Source organism: Citrobacter sp. LST-B2, assembly GCF_057983045.1.
In genome coordinates this window covers 2410453-2434823 of record NZ_CP192598.1, presented here as the reverse complement: position 1 = coordinate 2434823, position 24371 = coordinate 2410453, and the positions used below count along the sequence as shown (strand labels likewise).

Below are 24371 nucleotides of genomic sequence, written 5' to 3'. Positions count from 1 at the left end.
CATGCCGATGTTTTAAGAACGCCTTACGACCCTTATCAAGAGTTATTTTTAATCGCGCAGAAAATATGCGGACATTATCTGAAATTCAATCATCGGTGATAAGTTAATCCTGAAAACCGATGTTAGCGCATTGACACACCCAGCCTGTCGTTCATTTACTGGAATATTCCCTTCCTTTACGTCAACTGGTAGTGCTTATCCGGCATCAGTTTCGCTGGAATGGTCGATTCATCATTCATCTCCAGCAGGTCAATTTCGATGGCATTACAGATAGCATCCAGGGGCAAATCGTTATTCTCTGTTCCAAACGGATCCTCCAGTTCTTCCGCCAGTGCATCCAGAGAGATGAAGGTATAGGAGATGAGGACCGAAATAAAAGGCGTCATGTAATGCAGATCGACCACCAGGGCGAAAGGCAGCATGATGCAAAACAGATAAACGGTGCGATGGAGGATCAGCGTATAGGCAAACGGGACCGGCGTATTGGCGATTCTTTCGCAACCGGCAAGAACGGCGGACATGTCATTTAAGCGATTGTTTAAACTATGAAACAGGATATCCGAGAGTTGCCCGTCTCGACGACGTGTCGCCAGCCATTCACCCATTATCAGTAAAATGCGGTTTGCCGGAGAGTGAGAGGCAAATACACGTTGCAGATCTGCCGTGCCAAGATACTTCGCCAGCGGCTCAGCCTGCGGTTTACGCCGCAGCGTCATGCGCAGACAGTGAGCGAAGGCGATTTGCAGCCGGACAAACTGCCCTAACTCGCGGTCATCCGGTAAGACCGTTTTGACTTCCCGCAGCAGTGAACGAGAAGCGATCATCAGTTGTCCCCAGAGTTGACGCGCCTCAACATAACGGGAATAACAGGCGTTATTACGAAAACCCAAAAAGATAGCGATTGCCACACCGAGGATGCTGAACGGTGCAAGGGTAAATTTGATACCCAGCATCGTATACCACGGCAGCAGGACGATCACGACAATAGACAGCAGAAAATTAAGCAGCAAGCGGGAAGAGATTTTTGCCAGTACAGAGCCGTGCCAGACGAATATCAGGCGTAACCAGTGCTGTTGCGGACGAACGATCATGACGGTTTTCTGGAAAGAAACGAATCCTGCTATTAAACGTGATCTGGATCAAACATTCAAGCATGTCCAACGTGACGTTGTCACCTGCCTTATGCTAAGAGACCTGTTCATGCACAAGGCTAACAGAGGGGAATAGTTATTAAATACATTGTATGTTGTAACTATAGTGCTTGTATAAGAAACCCGGCCTTAGCCGGGTCACTGCTTTAGCAAAGCGGTTTCACCGCTTCTCGCATTCCTTTTGACAGAATGGCATCGAGATCGGCAGCCACCTGCTCAACCAGCCCCGCCACTTTCGTCAGGTCTTGCTCCCAGTGTTCTTCTACCGCCAGCACGTCACTCACCAGTTGCTGAGTCGTCATCTGGCGATCGCCATGCTGGCTCCAGAGTTGCTGAAAACGGGTGATCCAGTGCGCATCGTCCTGAACCGGGTAAGCTTCCCCATTACGCTCACCGCGATAGAACGCAATCAGGGCGGCTAACGCGAAGGTCAGACGAGCCGGGAGTTGGCCGTTCGCCTTCTGCCCTGCCAACAACTGGGGAAGAATGCGGGTGCGGAATTTAGTCATCCCGTTCAACGCAATCGACAGCAACTGGTGCTTAATATAGGGGTTACGGAAACGTCCGGTAACCGCACTGGCAAATGACTCCAGTTCATCACGCGGCAGATCGAGAACCGGGATGATCTCCTCATAAATCGCTTTTTCCACAAAGGCGCAGATTTCGGTGTCATTCATCGCCTCGCCGACCGTATCCAGTCCTGCCTGGAATGCCACCGGTACCAGCGCCGTGTGCGCACCGTTAAGGATGGCCACTTTACGCTCTTTGTACGGCTTGATATCCTTAACAATCAGAACGTTAAGCGGATATTTATCGAGACGCAGTTCTGCTGCCAGTGATTTCGGTCCCTGGATCACAAACAGATAAAAGTGTTCGGCTGTATCGAGGAAACCATCGTGATAGCCCAGTTCGCTCTCCAGTTGCGCCGCTTCATCGCGCGGATAACCCGTGACAATACGGTCCACCAGCGTGGAACAGAAGACGTTTGCCTGATCCAGCCAGGTGATAAATGCCGCTGGCAGTGACCACTCCTGCGCATAGCGCAGCACCAGCTCACGTAAGGCATCACCATTATAATCAATCAGTTCGCAAGGGATGATGATCCAGCCTTTATCCGACGCGCCGTTGAAATGGCTGTAGCGTTCAAACAGCAGACGCGTCAGCTTCGCCGGATAACTTACCGCTGGCGCATCATCAAATTTATCACCTGCGTGATAACTGATACCGGCTTCCGTGGTGTTAGAGAACACAAAACGCATCTCAGGATTGTGCGCCAGTTTCAGGAACGCATCGTAATCACCATAAACGCTGATTTCACGATTCACCGAACGAATCAGACGAGCATCGCTGACGGCTTCTCCCTGTTCATTCAGACCGCGAATGATTGTCGTGTAAAGACCATCCTGGGTACTGAGTGAAGGTGGGAATGTACTTTCAATAGGTCGAACAATGACCACACCAGAATTCAGATCGGTATGTTCATTCAGCAGATCAACTTGCCAGTCAATAAAGGCGCGAAGGAAGTTACCTTCACCAAACTGAATGATGCGTTCAGGATAGTGAGCACCGGGAAAATCGCGACGGTTAAGTGTTTTCACAATGGGTTCCCTTTCGATTAGTCATACAACTTGATTAAATTGGTAGAACAGGTTAGCAAAACTTTACGACAGTAAAACCCTGTTTTGATCAATTCATGACAACTATTTATAGAGATTTATAAAAAAGCGTGGTACCGGTCAGCTTTCCATCTGGCATCAGCGCATAATCAGGGATCTCACCGACTTTGCGCCAGCCGCAAGAGTGGTAGAACAACTCAGCATCGCTTCCTGTAGCGGTATCCAGCACCAGCTGCGTTTTTTGCTGCTGTATTGCGCACGTTTCCAGTGCCGTCATCAACTGACGAGCGAATCCCTGACGACGTGCGCTGGAGTGAACTAAAAGTTTCGCCACGTCCGCGCGATGAGGTTGATTTTCCGGCTGCTTGAGAATGAGTTGCACGGTACCGACAATCACGCCTGAGGGGTTGTCGAGCGCAAGAACGACGCGCTCTCCTCTGCCCGCGCTTTGCGCGACGTCATGCCAGAATGCACGTGCTTTTGAACAGGTAAACGGTAATACAAAACTGACTGATGCGCCGCGCGTCACACAGTCGGTCAGGACGTCACAGAGCTCATCAATTCTCGCCTCGATAGCTCCCGCATCCAACACATAACAGGATTTTGCCAGGGTCATGTTGCCTCCGTAATCGAGACAACACCATGCACTTAACATTGTGATAACACAACGTGGAGTTCCATAGGATATTGTTATGCCAGATCGCTTCCAGCAAAGACGGTCTTATCCGTCCGGCGATCGCTGGTCCGATTACGCCCTTCGTTCTTCGAGCGGTACAAACACTCGTCCGCTTCAACCATCAAGGTGTTAAAAACGTCCGTCAGCAAATGGGTGCCGATACTGCCATTCCCAAGGCCAATGCTGACTGTCAGATAGATATTCTGCTGGTTCCAGGTGAAGGGTTGCTGTGCGACCGCCGTACGAATATTTTCCGCCAGCAGCATTCCCTCATCAGGGTGGACTGAGGGAACCACCACGACAAATTCTTCCCCTCCCATACGCGCCACCAGCCCCCGGTCACCGATAATCTCGCGAATACGTTGTGCAAACACGCGGAGTACTACATCGCCGCATTCATGACCGAAGTTGTCATTAATGCTCTTGAAATAGTCGATATCCAACAGCATGACAGTGATATGCTGCGAGCGCGGGTACTCCTGACGCTTCAGCGCTTCATAAAGTCCGGAACGAGAATAAACGTGGGTAAGAAAATCGAAATCAGCGCGCAGGGAAACCTGCTTCATCAGGGAATTAATCGCCGCCACGCTGACTGAAACCATAATGGGGCAAATTGCCATCGTGGCAATTCCCAGTCGGGCAGAGAACATCTGCGGCGTAGACAACGGTGACGCCACCGCGATATTGATTATCGAATTTGCCACCAGCACAATTTCAACGGCGCCGGTAAGAAAAGTCAGCAGACAAGTGACCTGCGGGGTGTAGCGCACCGCACACCAGATCAGCGCCGGCAGCGGAAAGGCCAGGCTTCCGGCGCCGCCAATAATGACCGATGCCAGCACCGAGATAATTAACGCCGCCACCGGCATCAGTTGTTCAGGTTTAAAGCGTTTTACCGCGCCGGGAATACCCAGCGTCAGCATACAGGGCACAATCAGCACCCCGGTTGAGAATTGTTCGCTGAACCAGTCAGCCACCAGTGGCCAGAATGACAGTCGGTCGATACCCACAGATCCCATCGCGCCAATTATGGCGCAGAGCAGTGCCGCAATCAGACAGTAATTAAATAAGCGTAACGCACTGATAGGCTCATATTTATTTTTCCCCAGTCGCTTATCGCGGATCACCAGTTGGGCGACAACCACGATAAACACCATGTTGGAGAGATTAATAATCAGCGATACCCATCCCCACTCGGTGGTGATCGCATCATAACCCAGCATGGCGACGTAGCTAACAGCATAATAATGCAGCTTGTTTAACCAGACATAACGGGCAAAAATCCCGGCGATCACGCCGTTGAGCGGCCAGAACAGCGAGAGTTCATGCACCAGGCGCAGCTCGGCGCCAATAAAGTAGAACAGTGTGGTTAAAGCAAAAATAACGCTGGCGTTACGCAGTGAATGGCCTTCCTGAAACAGCCGGAAAGACGGAATGTGGAGTACGTGCATTAAATATCTATCCATATAATTGCCGTCGGCAATTATCTCTGCGTAATGGTTATAATATTTAAGAGAATAGCATGAATTATTCTCAAAGGTAGTCGTACTCCAGCTGCGTTAACATTTTTATTTGTTAAATTCGCCAGCAATAAACCATGCTTATTTTATGGGATTAACGTAACCATTTAATTATTACGGTGTATTCATTTGAAGCACTAACCAGTGATGGATAACAGCGACCACATACTGCTGTTGCTCATCGCTCAACGGCTGTCCCTGGGCGATATTATGCCATTTAGCAAGACAGCCGCGACAGCAGGTCGCCGTGGCATGTTGGGCGATAAATACCGGATGACCGCGCATCGGCGTTTGTTTGCCGTCATTGACCGGTGCGGCTGGCGCAAGTCGCTTCGCCACAAAATCCGCAGCATGTTGATCGATAACCTCTGCTCCTTTATCCCAGCAATACTGTCTCTCTTTCGTGCCCAGACGAAAACGGGAGCGAAACGGCGAGCGCGACAGACGGGCAAAAAGCGGATCAAACGTGTTCATCAGTAAACTGAACGTCCTAAGCGTTGAGTCAGTTGTTCCAGCGCAGCGATACCCGCGAGCGAATTCCCGGTCGGATCCAGTTCAGGACTCCACACGGCGATCGCCATCTCATGCGGCACTATCGCCACAATTCCCCCGCCTACACCCGATTTCGCGGGCAAGCCAACACGCCACGCAAATTCCCCGGCGTTCTGATACATTCCGCTGGTCGCCATCAGCGCATTGATCTGTCGTGCCTGCATCGGCGTCACCACGGGCTCATCAAGATGAAACGCTTTCCCCTGGTTCGCCAGAAAGACAAACGTCTTCGCCAGTTCCACACAGCTCATTTTCAGCGCACAGTAATGAAAATAGTTTTGCAGGACCGTCGTCACGTCATGATGAAAATTACCGAAGGATTTCATCAGCCAGGCAATGGCGGCATTACGGGCGGAGTGTTCGAACTCTGAACGGGCCACCAGCGCATCATAAGCGATATCCGGCACACCACTCAGCGCACGAACCACTTCCAGCATACGCTGACGCGGTGCGCTGAGTCGCCCCTGTAACATGTCACAGACAACCAGCGCCCCGGCATTAATAAACGGATTCCGCGGAATGCCGTACTCCATTTCTAACTGCACCAGCGAATTAAACGGCGAACCGGACGGATCTTTCCCCACCCGTTGCCAGATCTCATCCTCTGAATAGTGACGCATTGCCACCACCAGACTGAGTACCTTTGAAATTGACTGAATGGAAAAGCGTTCAGTCGCATCCCCGGCCTGCCAGAGCTGACCTTCCACGGTGCAAATCGCAATACCCAGTCGGGACCCGTCAACCGAGGCCAGCGCGGGAATATAGTCCGCAACCTTGCCCTGACCTATCAGCGGGCGAACCTCCGCCAGAATGGCCTCTAAAATTGAATTGTCCAGAGTGATTGCCACACCACGCTCCTTGCCTGCCGGTCTGAAAAGGGCTGCGAGTATAACAGAGCGGAATACCCCACGTCAGGCCGGAAGTCGGAATCTCGCCACGGCGTGAATCAACTGGTGCGATTCATTATGCAACTGCTGCGAGGAAGCCGATGCCGTATCCACCAGTTCGCGGGTATCACGCGCGACCAGGTTCAGCGCCTGCAGCTGACGCGTCATTTGATGGATTCGGGCTCCCTGATGCAGCGTCGCGGCGGAGATATCATTCAGCGAGGCGCCCAGATTTTCCACCAGCGCGATCACCTGCTGTAAGTTCTCTTCCAGATGCGTCACTGCGCTTGACCCTTCTTCTATTCCTTGCAGAGAATGATAGATCAGCGCCTGAATATCCTGCGTGGACTGACTGCTCTTGCGCGCCAGCAATCCCACTTCTCTTGCCACCACCGCAAAGCCGCGTCCCTGCTCACCGGCATGGGCGGCTTCGATAGCCGCGTTCAGCGCCAGAATATTAGTCTGGAAGGCGACGTTATCAATCAGCGCAATAATCCCGCGCATTTCCGCCGAGCGCGTCACAATCGCCTGCATTGAACGATTCACGGTATCCATCATTCGGTCACCGCCTGCCGCAATGGCGCGCGCTTCTTCCGCACGCTGATTCGCCAGTTGGGCATATCCGCTGTTATCTTCAACGTGCGTTTCCAGCACAGAAATATGCGAGGTGACGTTATGCAGTTCTTCACTCTGTTTCGCCGACTGCTGATACAAGCGCGTATTGTTCTGCGCCAGCCTTTCGATATTGTCAGCCATCGCCGTCGTTGCCTCACTGACCTGCTGGACCAGCTCACGTAGCCCCTGCTGCATCGCACCAATTCTTACGTGGAGCTGCGACACTTCCCGGTTAGACCCAGGTACGGCAGGAAGCGGCTGTGAGAGATCGCCTGCCGCCAGAATATCAATATGTGCGATCAGCCGACGCAGCGGAGAAATCACCCAGCGCGACATCCCCCACCAGACCGCGATCGCAATGGCCAGCAGCATTATCGGCAGGAGTAAGAACAGATGCTGAAGATTGAGTAGACGATCCAGCAGTTGTTGTCGTCCACTCTCCCGCTCCTGGGCAGTGACTTTTTGCACTCTGGCATAGTTATCATTGAAGTCAGCCTGAAACGCCTGAATGGGCACCGCAAAGAACGCGTCAATCGACTGCGTCTTACTTAGCCCTGTCACCTGTTCCTGGATACCGCCGCTAAAACGCTGATAGCTGTCGACCAGCCCGTCGTCCGCCTGCGGGTTCATTTCGCGCCATGCCTTCCACGCGGTTGTCGACTGAGTTAACGCCTGCCGGGCTTCGTCAATCAACGGCTGCCAGCTGCCTTCAGAACCCGTGGCGGCATCCTGCATAAAGTAAACACCCGCCCGATTGAGCAGATCGCTGGCGGTCAGAAGCGCAATCCGTGCCTCTTCAACTTTTGTCTGTTGACGCAACGCCTGTTGGTTACGCTGCTCGTTTTCCCGGGCCTGACTGACAGAAAACGACAGCATCAGTGACGACGTCATTTGCAGCACGGAAAACAGCGCAATGATGCAAAAAATCCCGGTTAACAGGCCAAACTGCTGCGGTAGAAAACGGCGCGCAACGCGACGTAAAATTTGAGTTAAGTTCATAATATTCTTCAGTATCAACACGTTAAGCGCGAGTCTACGAAGCGTAAATGACAAAACTATGGCAGAAATGTGACAAGGCGCCCCGCAGAGCGCCGGAAAGATTAGCGTCGGTTCTTCCAGACGGTCTGCACATTACAGAATTCACGCAGACCAAAGTGCGAGAGTTCGCGACCAAAGCCGCTCTTCTTCACGCCGCCAAACGCCACCCGGGCATCGCTGGCGCTAAAGCCGTTGATAAAGACACCGCCGCATTCCAGACGTGCGGCCATCTCCAGTGCCCGGGCTTCATCGGCGGTAAAAAGGGTCGCCGACAGACCAAAGTCACTGTCGTTTGCGAGTTCCAGCGCATGCTCAGCACTCTTCGCTATGGCGATCGCCGCAACCGGCCCGAACAGTTCTTCGCGAAACGCCGTCATCTCAGGGGTTACGTTAGTCAGCACCGTGGCCGGATAAAAGTTACCGGCTCCGGAAGGCATCTCACCGCCAAGTCGTAACTCAGCGCCTTCGGCAATCGTCGCCTGCACCTGCTGATGCAACTCGTCACGCAGATCGGCACGCGCCATCGGTCCGAGTTCGCTCTTCTCCGCCAGCGGATCGCCCTGCTTCAGCGCGGCGGCAGCCGCCACAAAGCGCCCGATAAAACACTCTGCGATCCCCTCTTCGAGAATAAAGCGTTTCGCCGCCGCACAAACCTGCCCACTATTTTGGTAGCGTCCGGCCACCGCCGCCTGCACTGCCAGATCCAGATCGGCATCGTTTAGCACAATAAACGGATCGGAACCTCCCAGTTCCAGCACACATTTTTTCAACGCGGCTCCGGCCTGAGCGCCAATGGCTGCCCCTGCACGCACGCTACCGGTCACCGTCACGGCCGCAATCCGCGCATCGTTTATCAATGTGCTGACGCCCTGATTATCCGCATTCAGCCAGCCGTAGACGCCGACGGGTATCGCTGCATCAGCAAAAACCTGGCGGATGATTTGCGCGCAGCCAATAACGTTCGGCGCAGGCTTAAGCAGATAGCCATTACCGGCCAGCAAAATCGGCACCGCTCCGCGCAGCACCTGCCACAGCGGAAAGTTCCACGGCATGACCGCCAGAATGGTACCTAACGGACGATACTCAATGACCGCCTGTTGGTTTTCCACCTGCGTGGGTTCAGCGTCCAGCATCGCCGGGCCGTGTTCTGCATACCAGTCACACAGTGCCGCCGATTTTGCCACTTCTGCACGCGCCTGTTTAATCGGTTTGCCCATCTCACGGGTAATGCACTGTGCCATCTCTTCGCCACGCACGCGTAAGGCCTGGCCGATGTCACGTAATTTCTGCGCCCGATACGCCACCGTAGTCTGTTTCCAGTCGCGAAATCCCACGGCCGCAAGCTGTAGCGCCTGTTCAATGTCCTGGGCCGTAGACCACGGCAGTGCTGAAAGGCGTTCGCCATTGTACGGGTTGGTGGAAATGGCGTGGGTTGCCGGTGAAATCGTCATACAGTCTCTCCATCGTTCTTGATGCGATCATCATGGACGCATTTACTCTTTCCGAAAAATGAATAATATTAACCAAAATATTCACAATGAGAGAACATCATGGATCTGACCCAACTGGAGATGTTTAACGCAGTTGCCGAAACGGGCAGCATCACCCAGGCAGCGGCGAAGGTGCACCGTGTCCCCTCCAATCTCACCACCCGCATTCGCCAACTGGAGGCCGATCTCGGCGTCGATCTGTTTATTCGCGAGAATCAGCGCCTGCGCCTTTCCCCCGCCGGGCACAACTTTCTGCGCTACAGTCAGCAGATCCTCGCGCTGGTTGACGAGGCGCGAATGGTTGTCGCGGGTGATGAACCTCAGGGGCTGTTCTCACTGGGCGCGCTGGAAAGCACCGCCGCGGTACGCATACCGGCTACGCTTGCTCGCTACAATCAGCGCTACCCCAAAATCCAGTTCTCCCTGGCGACCGGGCCTTCTGGCAACATGCTGGACGGCGTGCTTCAGGGTCATCTCAATGCCGCCTTTGTGGACGGACCGATTACCCACCCCGGTCTTGAAGGGATGCCGGTGTATCAGGAAGAGATGATGGTGGTTACGCCGCACGGTCACCCGCCAGTGACACGCGCCAGCGAGGTCAATGGCAGTCACATTTACGCCTTTCGCGCCAATTGTTCCTATCGCCGCCATTTCGAAAGCTGGTTTCATGCCGATCGGGCAATGCCTGGCACGATCCACGAAATGGAGTCCTATCACGGCATGCTTGCCTGTGTGATTGCCGGTGCCGGTATCGCGTTAATCCCCCGTTCGATGCTGGAAAGTATGCCCGGACATCAGCAGGTTGAGGCCTGGCCGCTGTCCGGTAACTGGCGCTGGCTGACGACCTGGCTGGTCTGGCGGCGCGGGGCGAAGATGCGCCAACTGGAGGCGTTCATTGAGCTGCTGACGGAACAATGCTGAAAACGAGATCTGAATCACAAAACGGTTGTCTTTTCATCAGCAAACGTTTTAAGATCGCATCCTCTCCTTTTCGCAACGAACCGATGCACTCTTATGACAACTCAAACGGTTTCCCGCAAAGTCGCGTGGTTACGGGTCGTTACGCTGGCTATTGCTGCGTTTATTTTCAATACCACAGAATTTGTCCCCGTGGGTCTGCTTTCCGACATCGCACAGAGTTTTAGTATGCAGACCGCACAGGTCGGGATCATGCTGACGATCTACGCCTGGGTAGTCGCGCTGTTGTCCCTGCCGTTCATGTTGCTGACCAGTCAGGTTGAGCGGCGTAAGCTGCTGATATGCTTGTTTGTGCTGTTTATTGCCAGCCATGTGCTCTCGTTCCTGGCGTGGAACTTCACCGTGCTGGTGATTAGCCGTATCGGGATTGCCTTTGCGCACGCGATCTTCTGGTCGATTACCGCTTCACTGGCGATCCGCCTTGCTCCCGCGGGCAAACGCGCTCAGGCATTAAGTTTACTCGCCACCGGAACGGCGCTGGCGATGGTGCTGGGCTTACCGCTTGGTCGTATTGTTGGTCAGTATTTTGGCTGGCGAACCACCTTCTTCGCCATCGGGATGGGGGCATTCATCACCCTGATTTGCCTGATCAAGCTGCTGCCGAAATTACCAAGTGAACATTCCGGCTCGCTGAAAAGTCTGCCACTGCTGTTCCGCCGTCCGGCGCTGATGTGCCTCTATCTGTTGACGGTGGTGGTGGTGACGGCGCACTACACCGCGTACAGCTATATCGAACCGTTTGTGCAGACTGTTGCCGGGTTGAGCGCGAATTTCGCCACCGTACTGTTACTGGTGCTGGGCGGTGCAGGCATTATCGGCAGCATCATCTTTGGCAAGCTCGGCAATCACCATGCCTCGGCGCTCATCAGCATCGCCATCGCGCTGCTGCTGCTCTGCCTGGTATTGCTGTTACCTGCCGCTGACAGTGAATCTCATCTGGCTGTTCTGAGCGTTTTCTGGGGGATTGCCATCATGGTGATTGGCCTCGGGATGCAGGTGAAGGTGCTGGCGCTGGCTCCGGATGCCACGGATGTAGCGATGGCGCTGTTTTCCGGCATTTTCAATATTGGTATTGGTGCGGGCGCGCTGGTGGGAAATCAGGTGAGTCTGCACTGGTCGATGTCAACCATTGGCTACGTGGGGGCCGTTCCGGCACTTGCCGCGCTGATCTGGTCGGTGATTATCTTCCGTAAATGGCCGGTCTCATTAGAAGAACAACCACAGCATTCCTGACAGACAGCCCGGTCATCGCGACCGGGCTTTTTGATCAGTAGGTTTTAATAATTTCCAGCACGCCGTTAATAATAAACTGCACGCCCATACAGACCAGCAGAAAGCCCATCAGCCGGGAAATGGCTTCAATACCGCCCTTGCCCACCAGACGCATAATCGCCCCGGAACTGCGTAAGCATCCCCACAGGATCACCCCCACCAGGGCAAAGATGAGCGGCGGCGCGACGGTAATCACCCAGTCAGGAAAATCCGTGCCGTGACGCACCGTTGAGGCAGAGCTGATAATCATCGCAATGGTCCCCGGCCCCGCCGTGCTTGGCATTGCCAGCGGCACAAACGCGATATTGGCGGTCGGCTCATCTTCCAGCTCTTCCGACTTGCTCCGCGCCTCCGGCGATTCATGCGCTTTTTGCTGCGGAAACAGCATGCGGAAACCGATGAACGCCACAATTAACCCCCCGGCGATACGCAGGCCCGGAATGGAGATACCGAAAGTATTCATCACCAGTTGGCCCGCATAGTAGGCCACCATCATGATGGCAAACACGTAAACCGATGCCATTAACGACTGGTGATTCCGTTCTGCGCTGTTCATGTTCCCGGCAAGGCCGAGAAACAGCGCGACGGTCGTCAACGGATTCGCCAGAGGGAGAATCACTACCAGCCCCAGCCCTATTGCTTTAAACAAATCCATCATATTGGCCGTCATTCCTGTTTCACCCATGTATTAGCGGCAAGTATAAGTGGAAAACCATGAAGTTAGCCATTCTGGTGCTGTAAGCATTCGTTAGCGACCTGAGAGATAACCGCTAATTATCATTAACTAAATAAAATGTGACACAGCGCGTGTCTTTTCGCTTTTAGCAAAACGTGTGATCGGTAAATCCATTCGTTTGACTTATAGTTGCCTGGGCAATATTATCTGCCGTAACTAAATACTTGCCAGGGCAACCATTGTGAAAAGCACCAGTGACTTATTCAATGAAATCATCCCACTGGGGCGCTTGATCCACATGGTCAATCAGAAGAAAGATCGTCTGTTGAACGACTATCTCTCGCCGCTGGATATCACGGCAGCACAGTTTAAGGTGCTCTGCTCTATCCGCTGTGCGGGCTGCATTACCCCGGTTGAACTGAAAAAAGTGTTGTCTGTCGATCTCGGCGCCTTAACGCGCATGCTCGAGCGTCTGGTCTGCAAAGGCTGGATTGACAGACTGCCTAACCCACATGACAAACGCGGTGTGCTGGTGAAACTCACCGAACACGGCGCGGCAATTTGTGAGCAATGTCATCAATTAGTAGGACAAGACCTGCACCAGGAATTAACAAAAAACTTAACGGCGGACGAAGTGGCAACACTTGAGCATTTGCTTAAGAAAGTACTGCCGTAAAACAAGAAGAGGTATGACGATGTCCAGACGCAATACTGACGCTATCACCATTCATAGCATTTTGGACTGGATCGAAGATAACCTGGAATCGCCGCTCTCACTGGAAAAAGTGTCTGAGCGTTCAGGTTACTCCAAATGGCACCTGCAGCGGATGTTCAAAAAAGAGACCGGCCATTCATTAGGCCAGTACATCCGCAGCCGTAAAATGACCGAAATAGCGCAGAAATTAAAAGAGAGTAACGAGCCGATTTTATATCTGGCAGAACGTTACGGTTTCGAGTCGCAGCAGACGCTGACCCGGACATTCAAAAACTATTTCGACGTTCCGCCGCATAAATACCGTATTACCAATATGCGCGGCGAATCGCGGTATTTGCTACCGCTGAACCATTGTAACTAACCATCGCCTGTAAACGACGTAATCGAGGAAATCATGAAACTGTTGTCTTCTGCAATGCTGGCCCTGCTGCTTGTTGTCTCAGGTCAGAGCGTTGCGGAGCAATCCGCGCAGCCCACCACGACAAACAGTCGTGACACGATGATTGTCCCCACTTCGCAGGAACAGTCGCCGTTTGATTTTAATCACATGGGCGCGGGAAGTGACAAGTCCGACGAACTGGGCGTGCCCTATTACAACCGGCACAGCCTGTGATTCGTTTTCGCCCTGCTGAAAAGCGGGGCTTTTTTTATCCCCCTGATCTTTATATTCTTAAAATTTCCCGCAGCGCCGTTTTCGCTCTTCTTTTACGTATTCATTTTATTCAATAGGCAAATTATGCTGCTTCAAGAAAGTTAGCTTATCCCAGTAGCCTCTTTGAAATAAAATTTTATTATTTACTATTTGGAAAAAACCGCAACCTCTCAGACCTAATGGGTCACGCCACTCTAAAATTGCCCATTGTCCATCTTCGAAAATGTTTTCAACGATACAAACCATATCCGTGTAAGAAAAATCTTGCTCAAACATTTTCTTTATCGCCTCTTTACCAATAACTGGCTCATTGGCAACCTGATGATTTATTGCATTCTCATCATATAATTCTGAAATAGTTTCTATATCAGCATTATTAAATGCGTCAACCCATTGGCAAAGTATCTCTTTTGGCGTCATATAATTTACCTCCAACCTGTGAACATTTCCTCGTCGTAACATATCATCAAAAAATTATCAAGTTCAACATTTATTTAAAATATAGCCATCACTTAAAAATAGAGCAGCCTGTGCATGGCTGCTCTATTAAAATATCTGTTACTATTTTTAAATTCATTTCTAAGTATTAAATAACAATGGATGATTGTGATAATATTAACGTCAGTTTCTACCTGCCAGGCCTGATAAGCGCAGCGACATCAGGCAATCCCTGCGCTATTTGCTTTTTCCGCTCTACGATCCCCTCACCTGCGCCGTTCTGCGCCAGCGAAAACCAAACACGTTGATGTACAGACCGGCCATGATCAGCACCGCGCCAAACAGCTGTAATGCGCTCAGCGTTTCGTCGAGCAGCAGCGCCGCGCTGGCCAGTCCCACCACCGGCACCAGCAGGGAGAGCGGCGCAACACGCCAGGTTTCATAACGCCCGAGCAGCGTCCCCCAGATCCCGTAGCCGACTATCGTGGCAACAAAGGCCAGATAGACCAGCGATAAGATCGTGGTCAGATCGATGGCAATCAGGCTTTCAACGATTTGCGTCGCGCCGTCGAGCAACAGCGATGCTGCAAAGAACGGCAGTATCGGAATCAGTGCACTCCAGACCACCAGCGACATTACCGGCGGGCGCGAGGCATGCCCCATTATTTTTTTATTGAAGATATTGCCGCAGGCCCAGCTAAATGCCGCCGCCAGCGTCAGCATAAAGCCGAGCATCCCGACATGCTGTCCGTTGAGGCTGCCTTCAATCAGCACCAGCACACCAAAAATTGCGAGCGCAATTCCGGCAATTTGTTTGCCCTGCAAACGTTCGCCAAAGGCAAATGCGCCCAGCACGATGGTGAAAAAGGCCTGAGCCTGCAATACCAGCGACGCCAGTCCAGCTGGCATGCCAAACTTGATCGCGCAAAACAGAAAGGCAAACTGACCGAAGCTGATTGTCAGGCCGTAACCGAGCAGCAGCGACAGCGGAATACGCGGACGCGCAACAAAAAATATCGCCGGAAACGCCACCAGCAAAAAGCGCAACCCCGCCAGCATCAGCGGTGGCATTGCATGCAGCCCCACCTTAATGACAACAAAGTTCAGCCCCCAAACCACCACCACCAGTAATGCCAACAGCCCGTCTTTGCGCGTCATACCACCGCTCCGCGAAGTTTAAATTTTTGTAAACAAGTTAAAGTAACGGAAATGAGTAGCCCGCAACAGATCATTAATTCTGGTAGGGATAGCAGTGCACAATAGAACAATTTATCCGCTATACATCACACTTTTGCCGTGTTATTTCTTTACATATCTAAAACAAATATAACGAAACGCACTGTCGGGCAGAGAAATGAACAAAACGCTGAGACGATCCACCCTTGCTTTACTCGCCTCCTCACTGTTACTGACGATCGGTCGTGGCGCAACGCTGCCCTTCATGACCATTTATCTGAGTCGCCAGTACGACCTGAGCGTGGATCTGATCGGCTATGCCATGACCATTGCGTTGACCATCGGCGTGGTCTTTAGCCTTGGCTTTGGCATTCTGGCGGACAAATTCGACAAGAAACGCTACATGCTTCTGGCGATTTCCGCCTTTGCCTTTGGCTTTATCGCCATTCCGTTGGTTGATAGCGTGATGCTGGTGGTGCTGCTTTTTGCCCTGATCAACTGCGCTTATTCGGTGTTTGCCACCGTGCTGAAAGCCTGGTTTGCCGACCATCTTTCGCCCGGCGCGAAGGCAAAAATCTTTTCGCTCAACTATACGGTACTGAATATCGGCTGGACCGTTGGCCCGCCGCTCGGCACGCTGCTGGTGATGCAGAGCATCAACTTACCCTTCTGGCTCGCCGCCTTCTGCTCCGCCTTTCCGCTGGTGTTTATCCAGTTTCTGGTCAAGCGTTCTGCCGCCGCCGTTAATAGCGAAAACAGCGTCGCCTGGTCGCCTGCGGTACTGCTGCATGATAAAGCACTGTTCTGGTTTACGCTGTCGGCGTTTCTGGCCTCGTTTGTTTCCGGTGCGTTTGCGTCCTGTCTCTCTCAGTACGTGATGGTCGTCGCCGATGGCAATTTCGCTGAGAAAGTCGTGGCGGTGGTGTTGCCCGTCAACGCCGCGGTGGTCGTCAGCTTGCAGTATGCCGTGGGGCGCAGACTGACGCCGGCTAACATTCGTCCGCTGATGGGCTTTGGCACCGTCTGTTTTGTCATTGGTCTCGGCGGATTCATGATCTCCGGCAACAGCCTGCTGCTCTGGGGCGTATCCGCCGCGATCTTTACGCTTGGCGAAGTGATCTACGCACCAGGTGAATACATGTTGATCGATAACATCGCCCCACCGGGTATGAAGGCCAGTTATTTCTCCGCGCAGTCGCTGGGTTGGTTGGGTGCGGCGTTTAACCCGTTGGCCAGCGGCGTCATTCTGACCTCTTTCCCCGCCTGGACGCTGTTTATCGTCCTGATGGTGGCGATTATTGTCGCGTGGGCGCTGATGCTTAAAGGCATGCGTGTCAGACCCTGGGGCCAACCGGCGTTGTGTTGAGCTGATGTCGTGCAGGTCCAGGGCCTGCACGTCTGTCAGATAGCCACTAAACCGCGTACCCCTTCCGATTCCATATTTTCGCCGCGTCCCCGTTGAATAATGCTACCGCGCGACATCAGCAAATAGTTATCCGCCAGTTCCGCTGCAAAGTCGTAGAACTGCTCAACCAGCAGAATCGCCATATCGCCACGCCGGGCGAGCTGAGCGATCACCTGTCCTATCTCTTTGATCACCGACGGCTGAATCCCCTCCGTCGGTTCATCGAGAATCAATAACTGCGGACGACTCGCCAGCGCGCGGCCAATCGCCAGTTGCTGCTGTTGACCACCGGAGAGATCGCCGCCGCGCCGCTGTTTCATCTCTTTCAGTACCGGGAATAGTGTGTAGATCTCTTCCGGAACCGCTTTCGCTTCGCGTGACGAAAAGCGCGACAGCCCCAGCAACAGGTTTTCTTCCACCGTCAGTCGCGGGAAAATTTCGCGGCCCTGCGGCACATACGCGATGCCCGCCTGTACCCGCTGATGCGGCTTGCGATGGGTGATGTTCTTTTCCTGCCAGGTCACCGTTCCGCTACGCGCCGGTATCAGCCCCATCAGACATTTCAGCAAGGTAGTTTTACCGACGCCGTTGCGACCCAGCAGACAGGTCACTTCACCAGGGCTGGCGTCAAAGGTGACGCCGCGCAGAATATGGCTGCCACCATAATATTGATTCAGTTCATTTACCTGTAGCATCTGTACTCCTTAGCGCCCAAGATAGACGTCAATCACCTGCTCGTTGGCCTGCACCTCACGCAGACTGCCTTCCGCCAGTACGCTTCCCTGATGGAGCACCGTGACGTGGTCGGCGATGGTTTCTACAAAGCCCATATCATGCTCCACTACCATCAGCGAATGTTTGCCCGCCAGCGTACGAAACAGTTCTGCAGTATATTCCGTCTCTGCATCGGTCATGCCAGCGGCGGGTTCATCCAGCAATAGCAGGTGCGGCTCCTGCACCAACAGCATACCAATCTCGAGAAACTGCTTCTGTCCGTGTGACAACATTCCGGCGCGACGCCCTCTTTCGGTCCGCAGGCGCAGCAAGCCAAGCATCTCATCGATGCGGTCGCGCTGTTCGCTGTTTAGCTTTGCGCGCAGTGACGCCCACACCGATTTATCGTTTTTCATCGCCAGCTCAAGGTTTTCTGCCACCGTCAGCGCTTCGAACACCGTCGGCTTTTGAAACTTACGGCCAATACCCTGACGGGCAATGGCGATCGGATCCAACGCGGTCAGATCGGTTGACTGGTCATACAGCGCCTTTCCGCTTTGCGGACGCGTCTTCCCGGTAATCACATCCATCAGCGTGGTTTTCCCCGCGCCGTTAGGACCAATGACGCAACGCAGTTCGCCAACGCCAATATTCAGCGTGAGATTGGTTAATGCCTGAAAACCGTCAAAGCTGACGTTGATGTTTTCCAGTTGCAGCACCGGGTCCGTCTGCTGGCGATAGCGATCGCCGGGAACCTGGCGGGTAAAAAGGCCTTCATCCGGCTGCATTATTTGTCTCCTTTACGAAACAGGCCAATCACGCCACGGGGTAAAAACAGCGTGACGCCGATGAAGATCAGCCCCAGAAACAGCTGCCAGTATTCCGGCATGATGACGGTGAAGAGGCTTTTGGCACCGTTTACCATCACCGCACCAATGACCGGGCCGATCAGCGAGCCACGCCCGCCGAGCGCCACCCAGATGGCGGCTTCGATAGAGTTAGTGGGCGACATTTCGCTGGGGTTAATGATCCCGACCTGCGGCACATACAGTGCGCCTGCCAACCCGCACAACACGGCAGAGAGCGTCCAGACCAGCAATTTGAAACCTTTCGGGTCATAGCCGCAAAACATCAGCCGGTTTTCCGCGTCGCGCACGGCGGTGAGGATCCGGCCAAACTTACTGCGCGCCAGCGCAAACCCCAGCCACAATGCCAGTACCAGCAACCCTAGCGTCGCCAGAAACAGTCCGATACGGGTGGTGGTGGCAGTGACCGGCAGCCCCAGAAGCGTGGTAAAACCGGTAAACCCGTTGTTGCCGCCAAAACCGGTCTCATTACGAAAGAACAGCAACATACCGGCGAAGGTCAGCGCCTGCGTCATGATCGAAAAGTAGACGCCTTTAATCTTCGAGCGGAAAGCGAAGTAGCCAAAGATCAGCGCCAGTCCGCCGGGCACCAGTACCACCAGCGCCATTGCCCACGCAAAATGCTGGGTTCCCCACCAGAACCACGGCAACTCGCTCCAGGAGAGAAAGGACATAAACGCGGGCAGCCCTTCACCGGAGGCCTGGCGCATCAGATACATCCCCATCGCGTAACCGCCAAGCGCAAAGAAAAGCCCGTGTCCCAGCGACAGCATCCCGGCATACCCCCAGACCAGATCCAGGGCGACCGCCACCACCGCATAGCAAAGAATTTTCCCGGCAAGCGTCAATGTCCACACGGAAATCGCCAGCGGATGATCGGCGGGCAGCAAGGCAAGAAACGGCAGCACCATCAGCGCCAGCAGGATAATCCCCGCCAGCACCCGACTGATACGCGGCGCTTTACGCGCCAGTGTTAAGGTCATTGGCATGGTCATTATTCGGTGACTCTCCCTTTCAGAGCAAACAGTCCCTGGGGTCGCTTCTGGATAAACAGAATGATCAACACCAGAATGACAATCTTCCCGAGTACCGCACCCATCTGCGGTTCGAGGATTTTGTTGAATACGCCGAGACCGAACGCCGCCGCCACGCTACCGGCAAGTTGGCCGACGCCGCCCAGCACCACCACCAGAAAGGAGTCGATGATATAGCCCTGGCCCAGTTCCGGACCGACGTTACCCAGTTGCGACAGGGCGACGCCGCCAAGTCCGGCAATACCTGAACCCAGACCAAAGGCCAGCATATCCACACGCCCCGTCGGAACACCGCAGCAGGCCGCCATACTGCGGTTCTGGGTCACGGCGCGTACCCGCATGCCCAGCCGCGTTTTGTTCAGCAGCAGCCAGGTGAAGAACAGCACCAGCAGCGCGAACCCCAGCACCACAATGCGGTTCCACGGTAGCACCAGACTGGCGTAAACCTGTACGCCACCCGACAGCCACGCCGGATTCGCCACCTCCAGGTTTTGTGCCCCGAAGGTCATCCGCACAAGCTGGATCAGCATCAGGCTGATACCCCACGTCGCCAGCAGAGTTTCCAGTGGACGTCCGTAAAGATGGCGGATCACCCCGCGTTCCAGAATCATTCCCGCGCCTGCGGTAAACATAAAGGCAACCGGCATGGCAACCAGCGGATAAAAGGCCAGCCACTGTGGGACAAACTGCGCCATCGCCTGTTGCACCATCCACGTACAGTAAGCCCCGAGCATCAGCATTTCGCCGTGCGCCATGTTGATCACTCCCAACAGGCCGTAGGTGATCGCCAGACCGAGCGCCGCCAGCAGCAGCACCGATCCAAGCGACAGCCCCATAAACGCCTGTCCAAGCAGATCGCCAATCGCCATTCGCTGTTGGATACGCGCCAGGCTGTCACTGGCCACCGCGCGCACGCTTGCATCCGGTTCATGCGCTTTGTCAGTAAACGGTTGCAGGCGTGCCTGCATTTCCGGATCGCTGGAGTCGCCCAACAGTATGATCGCCTGACGGCGAATCTCCGCCGATGGACTGGTCAGTTGCAGGTTAGCCAGAACGCGGGTCAGGCGTGATTTCACCTCCGCATCAGTTTCCTGTGCCAGGCGCTGTTGGATAAAAGGCAGCATGGACGGCTGTGCGTCGCGCTGTAGCGTACGGGTAGCCGCCAGCCTTTGTGTGACACTGTCACTAATGAGTTGATGCGTCGCCAGCGCGCCGGCAACAAGAATGCGCAGTCGGTTGGTCAGGCGTAGGGGTTTTACCGTTCCCGTTGGGCTACTGGCCGTTCCCAGAGGCACAACCTGCGTTCCCTCGCGGGTGAAAGCCTGTTTTGTGCTGTCGGTGAGCAGCGCCTCCCGGCTCAGCGCCGTCAGCAGCGGCAAACGCTGAGGGTCAGGTGTTGCCGCCCACTGTTCGAGCAGTTGCGCCTGGACGGTACGGCTGGCGGCGACAAACGCGTCGGCATCGCTGGCCTGAACGAACCCTGGCAGAAGCCCGAACGCCAGCAACAAACCGCGAATAAAGCCCATGGCTTTCATGTCAAGATCTCCAGAAGTCACCCTCTGCGGGAGGGATAAGCACGTTGACAAACCTTGCGACGCTTTCGCCTTATCCGGCCTACATCTGCTTAACCCTGCTCTGTGTAGGCCCGATAAGCTTGCGCCATCGGGCATGTCGCCGTCTGCCCCCGCCGAAGCGGTTGATTTTAGTTGCTGGCGGTTTTCACTGGTTGTTCTGATTTCTTGTCATTACCGGCAATGAACGGGCTCCACGGCTGGGCGCGAACCGGTTCTTCAGTCTGCCAGACGACGTTGAACTGACCATTGCCTTCAATCTCGCCAATCATCACCGGTTTATGCAGATGGTGGTTGGTGGCATCCATCGTCAGCGTAAAGCCCGACGGTGCCGGGAAGGACTGTCCGGCCATTGCCGCCCGAACTTTATCGACATCTGTCGTCCCGGCTTTTTCGACGGCCTGCGCCCACATATGCAGACCCACGTACGTGGCTTCCATCGGATCGTTTGTCACCACGGTGTCAGCATTTGGCAGCTTATGGGCTTTGGCGTACGCACGATAATCGGCAACAAATTTCTGGTTGGTGGCGTTATCGACCGATTCGAAGTAGTTCCAGGCGGCAAGGTTGCCAACCAGCGGTTTGGTATCAATCCCGCGCAGTTCTTCTTCACCCACCGAGAACGCGACCACCGGAACATCGGTGGCTTTCAGGCCCTGGTTTGCCAGCTCTTTATAAAACGGGACGTTGGAATCGCCGTTGATGGTTGAAACGACAGCCGTTTTGCCACCTGCGGAGAATTTTTTGATATTGGCGACAATGGTCTGGTAATCACTGTGACCAAACGGGGTGTAGACCTCTTCGATGTCTTTATCCGCAACCCCTTTCGAATGCAGGAACGCACGCAGGATCTTGTTGGTGGTGCGCGGATAAACATAGTCGGTGCCCAGCAGGAAGAAGCGTTTGGCGCTCCCGCCATCCTCACTCAGCAGGTATTCAACCGCCGGGATCGCCTGCTGGTTGGGTGCCGCGCCAGTGTAGAAGACGTTCGGCGACATCTCTTCCCCTTCGTACTGTACAGGGTAGAACAGCAGGCCGTTCAGCTCCTCAAAAACCGGCAATACTGACTTACGCGACACGGAGGTCCAGCAGCCAAACACTACCGCCACCTTATCCTGGCTCAACAGCTGTCGGGCTTTCTCGGCGAACAGCGGCCAGTTCGAAGCCGGGTCAACCACCACCGGTTCCAGCTTTTTGCCTAATACGCCCCCTTTGGCGTTGATCTCATCAATCGTCATCAGGGCCACATCTTTCAGCGGTGTTTCGGAGATCGCCATCGTGCCGGACAGTGAGTGCATAATGCCCACTTTAATGGTATCGGCGGCCTGAACGCTAAAACTGAGTCCCATCGCAGCCACCGAGGCCGAGAGGGCAAACGCTTTGAGTAAGGTACGACGCTGCATAATTTCACTCCTGAAAATAAAAATGCTGTGAGTTCTGGTGCTACCGACAAACAACACGGCGCAAAAAAGAGTTCAGGAGGAATAAGGCAAAAAGGATGCCAGGACGAAGGCAGAAAGGAAAAAGCGTTGGCGTGCGCGGCCTGCAAGGCTTCGCGCGGGGGATGCTCCACAATGTACCCGCGTTGCATTATTTATGTGCAACGCGGTGTGCATTATTGAGGCAACTTACCAGACCTGTTGAGCTATTTCGGTGATAAGTTTGATTTTGTTCCACTGCTGGGCTTCCGTGAGCGAATTCCCCTCTTCCGTTGAGGCAAAGCCGCACTGCGGGCTGAGACAAATTTGCGCGTGGTCGACATATTGTGCCGCTTCCTGCAGGCGTGCTTTTACGCCATCCGGGTTTTCCAGTTCACCATTTTTCGTCGTCACCAGTCCCAGAACCACCTGCTGATGGCCAGGACGGATAAAACGCAGCGGCGCAAAATCGCCAGAGCGATCGTTGTCGTACTCCAGGAAGAAAGCATCGACATTGACGCTGCCGAACAGGATCTCCGCAACCGGTTCATAGCCGCCTTCAGAGATCCAGGTTGAACGGAAGTTGCCGCGGCATACGTGCAGTCCCACCGTCATGTCGGCAGGTTTATCCGCCAGCGCCCGGTTGATCACATCGGCGTAAATTCGCGCCAGCGCGTCAGGGTCGTCACCACGTTCGCGAATTTGCTGGCGCTGAGCATCGGAACAGAGGTAAGCCCACACCGTGTCATCCAGTTGCAAATAGCGACAACCTGCAGCATAGAAAGCGTGGATCGCATCGCGCCAGGTGGTCGCCAGATCGTCAAAATAGTCCTTCAGATCCGGATAGACCGTGGCATCGATATCTTTACGTCCGCCGCGAAAGTGCAACACGCTGGGGCTGGGAATCGTCATCTTCGGCTGGGCGTTACCGCTAATGCTCTTCAGATAGCGAAAATCTTCCAGCATCGGATGATCGCCGAACGCCAGTTTACCCGTGACCCGAACGCCATGTGCTTTGGTCTGTACGCCGTTAAACTGAATTCCCTGCAGTGAGTCATAACGTTCAACCCCTTGCAAACCATCGAAGAAATCAAAATGCCACCAGGCGCGACGGAACTCGCCGTCCGTCACTACATGCAGACCACAGGCGCACTGCTGTTCGACCACACGACGAATGGCGTCGTCTTCAATGGCGCGCAGCTGCGGTGCGCTTAACTCGCCGCGTGAAAACTGCTGACGAGCCACTTTGATATCGTCGGGACGTAAAAAGCTGCCTACGACTTCTGCGCGAAATGGGGCCTGTTGTCTTTGCATGTGATCTCCTTCGTCGTCAGGCAAAGGTTGCCTGACGTGATAGTTTCTTATTTGAACATTTAGACTTCTGGATGTCTATACATCCAAATTGACATACCCTTGTCGGACAGGCAAACGAGATAAATTCATGGCTAATGAAAAAAATTCATCTTCACTCCGCAAGACAGGAAAACGCGAACCCTTCATCTTCCCATCCGGTGATGCCGCCAATCATGACCTTTACCGGTATGCCCAGTCTGGCGAGCTTTAATGCCGCCCGGTCGGCACCGTTACAGTGAGGTCCGGCGCAGTAAACCACGAACAGCGTATCCGCAGGCCACTGCGCCATCCGTTCGGCGGTCATCATGGCGTGCGGCAGATGAATCGCCCCGGGAAGATGACGACGTGCAAACGCCTCCGGTTTTCCCACCACGTGGAGTAAGACGAAATCGGGTTCCCCCTTGCGCATACTCTCATGGACGTCGGCACAATCGGTTTCCAGACTCAGACGCGACAGGAAATGGTTGACCGCAACGGTGGATGCGGCGGCGGGAAACTCAGTGACATGACTCATTCTACTTTCTCCTCAGTGACGATTATGTTTACAATAATTTAACC

Annotated in this window: 24 protein-coding genes; 6 read left to right on the top strand and 18 right to left on the bottom strand. The window is 54.0% G+C overall.

All coding sequences use genetic code 11. The annotated features are described in order from the left end of the window. Positions 1–176 precede the first annotated feature (176 nt). The 8 genes from ACQ0PY_RS11700 to sad form a co-directional block, all read right to left on the bottom strand. Positions 177–1091 (bottom strand): bestrophin family protein, encoded by a 915-nt coding sequence (locus ACQ0PY_RS11700; protein ID WP_043000713.1) that lies wholly within the window; start codon positions 1089–1091, stop codon positions 177–179. 206 nt (positions 1092–1297) lie between these two features. Then, a complete protein-coding gene (locus ACQ0PY_RS11695; RefSeq protein WP_044258894.1) occupies positions 1298–2749 on the bottom strand; it encodes a tagaturonate reductase in 1452 nt (483 codons plus the stop codon). Between the two features lie 106 nt (positions 2750–2855). Then, entirely contained in the window at positions 2856–3383 is a 528-nt protein-coding gene (locus ACQ0PY_RS11690) for a GNAT family N-acetyltransferase (protein WP_099434141.1), read from the bottom strand. A gap of 74 nt (positions 3384–3457) precedes the next feature. After that, positions 3458–4894 (bottom strand): sensor domain-containing diguanylate cyclase, encoded by a 1437-nt coding sequence (locus ACQ0PY_RS11685; protein ID WP_044258890.1) that lies wholly within the window; start codon positions 4892–4894, stop codon positions 3458–3460. Between the two features lie 183 nt (positions 4895–5077). Continuing rightward, the gene (locus ACQ0PY_RS11680; protein WP_043000716.1) at positions 5078–5437 is read right to left on the bottom strand and encodes a DUF4186 domain-containing protein; all 360 of its coding nucleotides are present in this window, start codon (positions 5435–5437) and stop codon (positions 5078–5080) included. Continuing rightward, on the bottom strand, positions 5437–6363 hold the full coding sequence (gene glsB / locus ACQ0PY_RS11675; RefSeq protein ID WP_043000717.1) for a glutaminase B: 927 nt from the start codon (positions 6361–6363) through the stop codon (positions 5437–5439). Before glsB ends, ACQ0PY_RS11680 begins: the two co-directional genes overlap by 1 nt. Before the next feature lie 63 nt (positions 6364–6426). After that, positions 6427–8016: a methyl-accepting chemotaxis protein gene (locus tag ACQ0PY_RS11670; RefSeq protein ID WP_109740234.1), complete on the bottom strand. Its 1590-nt coding sequence runs from the start codon at positions 8014–8016 to the stop codon at positions 6427–6429. Between the two features lie 101 nt (positions 8017–8117). Next, positions 8118–9506, bottom strand: coding sequence for a succinate-semialdehyde dehydrogenase (gene sad / locus ACQ0PY_RS11665; RefSeq protein ID WP_109740233.1), 1389 nt, complete (start codon positions 9504–9506; stop codon positions 8118–8120). A gap of 99 nt (positions 9507–9605) precedes the next feature. Here sad and ptrR point away from each other — a divergent pair, with 99 nt between their 5' ends. Together ptrR and ACQ0PY_RS11655 are read left to right on the top strand one after the other, a co-directional pair. After that, positions 9606–10466: a putrescine utilization regulator PtrR gene (gene ptrR, locus ACQ0PY_RS11660; RefSeq protein WP_044258879.1), complete on the top strand. Its 861-nt coding sequence runs from the start codon at positions 9606–9608 to the stop codon at positions 10464–10466. A 93-nt stretch (positions 10467–10559) separates the two neighbouring features. Then, positions 10560–11756, top strand: a complete 1197-nt coding sequence (locus ACQ0PY_RS11655; RefSeq protein WP_043000721.1) for a sugar transporter — start codon at positions 10560–10562, stop codon at positions 11754–11756. A gap of 34 nt (positions 11757–11790) precedes the next feature. On the opposite strand, the gene ACQ0PY_RS11650 is transcribed toward ACQ0PY_RS11655, so the two are convergent. After that, positions 11791–12453 carry a MarC family NAAT transporter gene (locus tag ACQ0PY_RS11650; protein ID WP_043000722.1) on the bottom strand — a complete coding sequence of 221 codons (663 nt, stop codon included), beginning with the start codon at positions 12451–12453 and terminating at the stop codon, positions 11791–11793. Positions 12454–12712: 259 nt separating this feature from the next. Here ACQ0PY_RS11650 and marR point away from each other — a divergent pair, with 259 nt between their 5' ends. From marR to marB, 3 genes are read left to right on the top strand one after another with little or no spacing between them, the layout of a single operon-like run. Beyond that, entirely contained in the window at positions 12713–13147 is a 435-nt protein-coding gene (marR, locus tag ACQ0PY_RS11645; RefSeq protein ID WP_043000723.1) for a multiple antibiotic resistance transcriptional regulator MarR, read from the top strand. 19 nt (positions 13148–13166) lie between these two features. Continuing rightward, on the top strand, positions 13167–13547 hold the full coding sequence (gene marA / locus ACQ0PY_RS11640; protein WP_139155862.1) for an MDR efflux pump AcrAB transcriptional activator MarA: 381 nt from the start codon (positions 13167–13169) through the stop codon (positions 13545–13547). 33 nt (positions 13548–13580) lie between these two features. Beyond that, positions 13581–13799 carry a multiple antibiotic resistance protein MarB gene (marB, locus tag ACQ0PY_RS11635; protein WP_043000725.1) on the top strand — a complete coding sequence of 73 codons (219 nt, stop codon included), beginning with the start codon at positions 13581–13583 and terminating at the stop codon, positions 13797–13799. 105 nt (positions 13800–13904) lie between these two features. Here marB and ACQ0PY_RS11630 read toward each other — a convergent pair whose 3' ends face one another. Then, positions 13905–14258 (bottom strand): nuclear transport factor 2 family protein, encoded by a 354-nt coding sequence (locus ACQ0PY_RS11630; protein WP_044258874.1) that lies wholly within the window; start codon positions 14256–14258, stop codon positions 13905–13907. Between the two features lie 273 nt (positions 14259–14531). Continuing rightward, positions 14532–15434 carry an O-acetylserine/cysteine exporter gene (gene eamA, locus ACQ0PY_RS11625; RefSeq protein WP_043000727.1) on the bottom strand — a complete coding sequence of 301 codons (903 nt, stop codon included), beginning with the start codon at positions 15432–15434 and terminating at the stop codon, positions 14532–14534. 196 nt (positions 15435–15630) lie between these two features. On the opposite strand from eamA, the gene ydeE reads away from it, so the two are divergent. Beyond that, a complete protein-coding gene (gene ydeE, locus ACQ0PY_RS11620) occupies positions 15631–16818 on the top strand; it encodes an efflux MFS transporter YdeE (protein WP_043000728.1) in 1188 nt (395 codons plus the stop codon). Between the two features lie 35 nt (positions 16819–16853). Here ydeE and urtE read toward each other — a convergent pair whose 3' ends face one another. The 7 genes from urtE to ACQ0PY_RS11585 form a co-directional block, all read right to left on the bottom strand. Continuing rightward, complete coding sequence (urtE, locus tag ACQ0PY_RS11615; RefSeq protein WP_043000729.1) at positions 16854–17552, bottom strand: urea ABC transporter ATP-binding subunit UrtE; 699 nt, start codon at positions 17550–17552, stop codon at positions 16854–16856. 9 nt (positions 17553–17561) lie between these two features. Further along, positions 17562–18359 (bottom strand): urea ABC transporter ATP-binding protein UrtD, encoded by a 798-nt coding sequence (gene urtD, locus ACQ0PY_RS11610; protein ID WP_044268069.1) that lies wholly within the window; start codon positions 18357–18359, stop codon positions 17562–17564. Beyond that, positions 18359–19432, bottom strand: a complete 1074-nt coding sequence (gene urtC, locus ACQ0PY_RS11605; protein ID WP_044326677.1) for an urea ABC transporter permease subunit UrtC — start codon at positions 19430–19432, stop codon at positions 18359–18361. Before urtC ends, urtD begins: the two co-directional genes overlap by 1 nt. After that, positions 19432–21006: an urea ABC transporter permease subunit UrtB gene (gene urtB / locus ACQ0PY_RS11600; RefSeq protein ID WP_109740232.1), complete on the bottom strand. Its 1575-nt coding sequence runs from the start codon at positions 21004–21006 to the stop codon at positions 19432–19434. The genes urtC and urtB overlap by 1 nt, the downstream gene beginning before the upstream one ends. Before the next feature lie 167 nt (positions 21007–21173). Next, complete coding sequence (urtA, locus tag ACQ0PY_RS11595) at positions 21174–22445, bottom strand: urea ABC transporter substrate-binding protein (RefSeq protein WP_043000733.1); 1272 nt, start codon at positions 22443–22445, stop codon at positions 21174–21176. A 225-nt stretch (positions 22446–22670) separates the two neighbouring features. Then, positions 22671–23774, bottom strand: a complete 1104-nt coding sequence (locus tag ACQ0PY_RS11590; protein WP_109740231.1) for a cobalamin-independent methionine synthase II family protein — start codon at positions 23772–23774, stop codon at positions 22671–22673. Between the two features lie 151 nt (positions 23775–23925). After that, positions 23926–24327: a rhodanese-like domain-containing protein gene (locus ACQ0PY_RS11585; RefSeq protein ID WP_109740230.1), complete on the bottom strand. Its 402-nt coding sequence runs from the start codon at positions 24325–24327 to the stop codon at positions 23926–23928. Between the last annotated feature and the right edge of the window lie 44 nt (positions 24328–24371).

Excerpts from the sequence above, each read along its gene's own strand:
- urtB (WP_109740232.1), bottom strand. The coding sequence starts at position 21,006 with ATGAAAGCCATGGGCTTTATTCGCGGTTTGTTGCTGGCGTTCGGGCTT.
- urtA (WP_043000733.1), bottom strand. The coding sequence starts at position 22,445 with ATGCAGCGTCGTACCTTACTCAAAGCGTTTGCCCTCTCGGCCTCGGTG.
- eamA (WP_043000727.1), bottom strand. The coding sequence starts at position 15,434 with ATGACGCGCAAAGACGGGCTGTTGGCATTACTGGTGGTGGTGGTTTGG.
- ydeE (WP_043000728.1), top strand. The coding sequence starts at position 15,631 with ATGAACAAAACGCTGAGACGATCCACCCTTGCTTTACTCGCCTCCTCA.
- ACQ0PY_RS11670 (WP_109740234.1), bottom strand. The coding sequence starts at position 8,016 with ATGAACTTAACTCAAATTTTACGTCGCGTTGCGCGCCGTTTTCTACCG.
- ACQ0PY_RS11655 (WP_043000721.1), top strand. The coding sequence starts at position 10,560 with ATGACAACTCAAACGGTTTCCCGCAAAGTCGCGTGGTTACGGGTCGTT.
- sad (WP_109740233.1), bottom strand. The coding sequence starts at position 9,506 with ATGACGATTTCACCGGCAACCCACGCCATTTCCACCAACCCGTACAAT.
- marA (WP_139155862.1), top strand. The coding sequence starts at position 13,167 with ATGTCCAGACGCAATACTGACGCTATCACCATTCATAGCATTTTGGAC.
- urtD (WP_044268069.1), bottom strand. The coding sequence starts at position 18,359 with ATGCAGCCGGATGAAGGCCTTTTTACCCGCCAGGTTCCCGGCGATCGC.
- ACQ0PY_RS11690 (WP_099434141.1), bottom strand. The coding sequence starts at position 3,383 with ATGACCCTGGCAAAATCCTGTTATGTGTTGGATGCGGGAGCTATCGAG.
- ACQ0PY_RS11630 (WP_044258874.1), bottom strand. The coding sequence starts at position 14,258 with ATGACGCCAAAAGAGATACTTTGCCAATGGGTTGACGCATTTAATAAT.
- marB (WP_043000725.1), top strand. The coding sequence starts at position 13,581 with ATGAAACTGTTGTCTTCTGCAATGCTGGCCCTGCTGCTTGTTGTCTCA.
- ACQ0PY_RS11590 (WP_109740231.1), bottom strand. The coding sequence starts at position 23,774 with ATGCAAAGACAACAGGCCCCATTTCGCGCAGAAGTCGTAGGCAGCTTT.
- ACQ0PY_RS11680 (WP_043000716.1), bottom strand. The coding sequence starts at position 5,437 with ATGAACACGTTTGATCCGCTTTTTGCCCGTCTGTCGCGCTCGCCGTTT.
- urtC (WP_044326677.1), bottom strand. The coding sequence starts at position 19,432 with ATGACCATGCCAATGACCTTAACACTGGCGCGTAAAGCGCCGCGTATC.
- ACQ0PY_RS11685 (WP_044258890.1), bottom strand. The coding sequence starts at position 4,894 with ATGCACGTACTCCACATTCCGTCTTTCCGGCTGTTTCAGGAAGGCCAT.
- ACQ0PY_RS11585 (WP_109740230.1), bottom strand. The coding sequence starts at position 24,327 with ATGAGTCATGTCACTGAGTTTCCCGCCGCCGCATCCACCGTTGCGGTC.
- ACQ0PY_RS11650 (WP_043000722.1), bottom strand. The coding sequence starts at position 12,453 with ATGATGGATTTGTTTAAAGCAATAGGGCTGGGGCTGGTAGTGATTCTC.
- urtE (WP_043000729.1), bottom strand. The coding sequence starts at position 17,552 with ATGCTACAGGTAAATGAACTGAATCAATATTATGGTGGCAGCCATATT.
- ACQ0PY_RS11700 (WP_043000713.1), bottom strand. The coding sequence starts at position 1,091 with ATGATCGTTCGTCCGCAACAGCACTGGTTACGCCTGATATTCGTCTGG.
- ptrR (WP_044258879.1), top strand. The coding sequence starts at position 9,606 with ATGGATCTGACCCAACTGGAGATGTTTAACGCAGTTGCCGAAACGGGC.